The organism is Lactobacillus rodentium (assembly GCF_003423665.1).
Classification (GTDB): domain Bacteria; phylum Bacillota; class Bacilli; order Lactobacillales; family Lactobacillaceae; genus Lactobacillus; species Lactobacillus rodentium.
In genome coordinates this window covers 1-3,703 of record NZ_BFBY01000021.1, presented here as the reverse complement: position 1 = coordinate 3,703, position 3,703 = coordinate 1, and the positions used below count along the sequence as shown (strand labels likewise).

The window sequence follows — 3,703 nt, the reverse complement described above, 5'->3', positions numbered from 1 at the left end:
AGCAATTTAATAAAACCAGGACGATCATTAGTAATGGTAAATTCATTTTTACTTTCACCAATTAGCTCACAAATAGTAGTAGTAGACTTACTTACATCAATTCCAAAAGTAACTTGCATAATATAAACCTCCTAAGTATGAGTAGTAAAACGTATTTACTTAAGAAATCAGATCTAATTTTCTAAACTCGACATCAAAGTGTCCACATTCTTCGAAGAGACTATTGATAACTTAAGTAAAACTGCCAGTTTTGTTTACGACATCAAGTGTCTAAGAGAACTTTGACATATAGTTTTACTACTACTTAAATTCTACAAGAGAATAAAAATAGTGAATTAATTATCCCGTCGGATAACTAATTCACTATTTAGCTTAGAATGTTTTGTTTGGTCAATTTTAAATAATTATCTTTTGATGTCAAATTAAAAAATAGATAATGTGGAAAAAATATTCTGAAGATTAAGATAATGGTAAATGTGAAACAAAAACTACATATCTTTATAAAAAGAAGTTGATAAGGAGGTACACAAATGCTGTTATAGCAGGCTATAAAATTAATGATAAATTAAAAAACGTTGTACACTTCTATTATATAATCTTATTCATGAAGAGAACTAAAGGCTTGTGGTAGCTAAGAAAAACGCTTACAAAATATTTATTAAAATTATTTAATTTAAATTGTGAAACATAAAAATAAAAGTTGCACTTAAATTATTTATATAGTAGTGTATTAGTTAAATAATACAGTAGGAGGAATTATGGAGTTTCAAGATAATATACCTATTTATCAGCAAATTCAAAAGTACTTATATCGTCAAATTGCCTTAGGATTAATAAAACCTGGCGAAAAGATACCTTCGGTTAGACATTTAGCAGTGGAATTAACTGTAAACGTTAATACTGTTCAACGTGCTTTGAATGAAATGAATAATGAGGGAATTCTAGAAGTAAGACGAGGATTAGGATCCTTTGTTACAAACGACATTAATTTGATTACTAAAAAGCGACAGGAGCTAATTAAAGACACTATGAGCGAATTTTTAGAAAGTACAAGACAATTAGGTCTTACTCCGGAAGAAACATTAAAAGAGCTTAAAAACTATATTGAAAAGAGGGGAGAAAATTAAGATGAGTGAGAATCTAGAATTAGAAAATGTAAGTTACAAAAAGAACCGACAAGAAATTTTAAAGAATATCAATTTAAAAATTGGAAAAGGAAAAATAGTTGCTCTATTAGGGGAAAATGGTGCAGGAAAGACTACCCTAATGAGGATTATTTCAGGCCTAGCTAAAAACTATCACGGCATAGTTAAAGTAAATGGTGAGCAAGATGTAGTTCAACGTAAAGCTAATTTATCAATGACCGATGCACTCAAAGGCTTGTTAGAAAGTTATACCATCGAACAAGTTAAAAATTTCTTTTTAAGTTTGTATTCTGATTTTGATATTGAAGAATTTGAAAAATTAAAGGACTTCATGAAGTTGAATGACGAAATGAAATTAAGTCAATTATCGCGAGGAATGAAACAAAAGTTGGAAATTGCTTTAACATTAAGTCGAAAAACTAATCTTTATTTACTTGATGAGCCTTTTTCTGGAATTGATGTAATGGCAAGAAAAAGAATTATTAATTCGATTTTGTTATGGAAAGATCCAGATGCGACAATAATTATTTCTGATCACTTTGTAAATGAAATTTCTTCAATTCTTGATGAAATTGTCATTATTAAAGATAAAACTATTTACCGTCATCTCTCAGCAGATGATGTTCGAGCAGAGGGAAAAAGTATTGATCAGTATTATGAAGCTCTTTATGAGGATGGAGGTACTGAATAATGCTAAGTACAGGTGAATTTTTTAAATACACTTTTAAATTAAAAAATAAAAGTGTTAATTTCTTACTCCTGTTGCAGTTTATTGTGGCAATTATTGGAGCTTGCTGGTTAGCTATCTATAATTCTAAACTTACTCTTTTAGACAAATGGTCCATGGGAATTGTAATGGTAGAAATAACTAGTATTTTTGCGATTATCATCTATCTTTTTATTTCTACCGTAAGTAATGAAAAAATCAATTCTTCTAAAACTTGGCAATTATTACCGATTTCAAGTAAAAATTTTTATTTAGTAAATTTATTTAGTTCAGTTTTAAATGCTATTTACTTAGTATTTATGCAAGTCATTATGGCCTTAATTGTCCTTATTCCATTAACTGCATTCAAAGAATTCAGAAAAGGCGTAGGACTAACATATTCTCTAATCCTTAAAAGAATGGATTTAATTTTGAAGGATGTGCTTCCAATATCTATCTTGATAGTAGTATTCATGCTACTTTTCTTGATTGCTCTCTATCTTTTTGTGACGACTGTTAATTTTGTAAGTACATTATTAGTTGAACAATTATCAAAAAATAATTCTAAACTTGCTAGATTTCTATTAATTGTAGTAATAGTTGTAATTACATTAATTATTGGAATTAATATGATTGATTTAGCAGCTAGTATTAATTTCTTTAGTTCCAATACTTGGCTTCAATGGGTTCGGCTAGATGGGGTAATGATTTTTATCGATTTAATTTTTCTATTCTTAAATATCTGGCTTTTAAAAAATTATCATGAGGGGAGATAAGTGGTGACGAAATTTAATACACTTCTCTGGCAAGAATTAAAGGTTAGAATTAAAACAATTCATTCGATTTTTATCATTCAAATTATTGCTGGAATTTTAATAAGCATTTGGACAATGTCGGATCACGTTTTTGACAATACATTTTGGCAAGTTGATTTATTTGTAACTATAACATGGTCGGCGGTAATTGGGTTGATTATCTACTTAGTCATCTCTATTTGGGAAAGTAATAAAATGTTGGCATCTAAAACATGGAATTTAATTCCCATGAGCACTACTAAACTTTATTTAACGCATTTATCTTCTGCCTTAATTGGGTGCCTATACTTTGTTTTTCTCCAAACGCTTCTTTTATTAATTTTTATGGTTCCTTTAATTCATCATTCTTCTGATACTTGGATGATTCATTTACCTTTTATTGGTCCGTATCTTCTAAGTTCTACTTCATGGTTTGATTTGAATTTTATAGATTATCTAAAAATTTTACTTTTAATTGTATTGATACTTATATTTATTTATAGCATATGTGCTCTCATATTGATTACTCGAAGAACAATCAGTAATTTTGTTAGTACAAAGGTTAAAAAGCTAACTCAATGGGTTACAACAATTGCCTTAATCTTGATTTCTTATTATTCTTTTAACCGTTTTTTAATGGGAATTAGCGATATTCTTAGAATTAATTTTATTATGCGCAATAATTTAGCACATTCTGGTATTGGCATAGCATTTTTGACACTCACAATTTTTAATCTCATATTTATAGGAATTGGAACGTGGGAATTAAAAAATTATTTTGAAATACAAGATAATAATTAAGCAATAAAAAAGAGCTAAAGCTGCTAAGAAAACTGATATGAACCCCGAAATTCGGACAAGAATTTCGGGGTTTTATTATGTCCAAATTAACAAAGCAAGATAAAATTGATATTTATAATTATTGGAAAAAATATGGAAAATCTTCTACATGGTTAAGTAAAAAATATGGAGTTAATTCAAGTAATCTCCGTTATATGCTTAATTTAATAGATCGTTACGGAAGTAATATTTTAAATCGATCTCATACAACTTATCCA

Annotated in this window: 4 protein-coding genes and 2 pseudogenes; 5 read left to right on the top strand and 1 reads right to left on the bottom strand. The window is 28.2% G+C overall.

The window, feature by feature from the left end:
- Nucleotides 1–119 (bottom strand): annotated as a pseudogene (locus LrDSM24759_RS07530) (Mobile element protein); the annotation flags it as partial.
- 639 nt (nt 120–758) lie between these two features.
- Between LrDSM24759_RS07530 and LrDSM24759_RS07525 the strand changes: the two are divergent.
- From LrDSM24759_RS07525 to LrDSM24759_RS07505, 5 genes and pseudogenes are all read left to right on the top strand, one after another.
- Nucleotides 759–1,127, top strand: a complete 369-nt coding sequence (locus tag LrDSM24759_RS07525; RefSeq protein ID WP_117118845.1) for a GntR family transcriptional regulator — start codon at nt 759–761, stop codon at nt 1,125–1,127.
- Nucleotide 1,128: 1 nt separating this feature from the next.
- Nucleotides 1,129–1,836, top strand: a complete 708-nt coding sequence (locus tag LrDSM24759_RS07520) for an ATP-binding cassette domain-containing protein (RefSeq protein ID WP_117118844.1) — start codon at nt 1,129–1,131, stop codon at nt 1,834–1,836.
- Nucleotides 1,836–2,627: a hypothetical protein gene (locus tag LrDSM24759_RS07515; protein WP_117118843.1), complete on the top strand. Its 792-nt coding sequence runs from the start codon at nt 1,836–1,838 to the stop codon at nt 2,625–2,627. The genes LrDSM24759_RS07520 and LrDSM24759_RS07515 overlap by 1 nt, the downstream gene beginning before the upstream one ends.
- Before the next feature lie 3 nt (nt 2,628–2,630).
- On the top strand, nt 2,631–3,446 hold the full coding sequence (locus LrDSM24759_RS07510) for a hypothetical protein (protein ID WP_133297799.1): 816 nt from the start codon (nt 2,631–2,633) through the stop codon (nt 3,444–3,446).
- A gap of 77 nt (nt 3,447–3,523) precedes the next feature.
- Nucleotides 3,524–3,703, top strand: a pseudogene (locus LrDSM24759_RS07505) (IS3 family transposase); the annotation flags it as partial.

Excerpts from the sequence above, each read along its gene's own strand:
- LrDSM24759_RS07525 (WP_117118845.1), top strand. The coding sequence starts at position 759 with ATGGAGTTTCAAGATAATATACCTATTTATCAGCAAATTCAAAAGTAC.
- LrDSM24759_RS07520 (WP_117118844.1), top strand. The coding sequence starts at position 1,129 with ATGAGTGAGAATCTAGAATTAGAAAATGTAAGTTACAAAAAGAACCGA.
- LrDSM24759_RS07515 (WP_117118843.1), top strand. The coding sequence starts at position 1,836 with ATGCTAAGTACAGGTGAATTTTTTAAATACACTTTTAAATTAAAAAAT.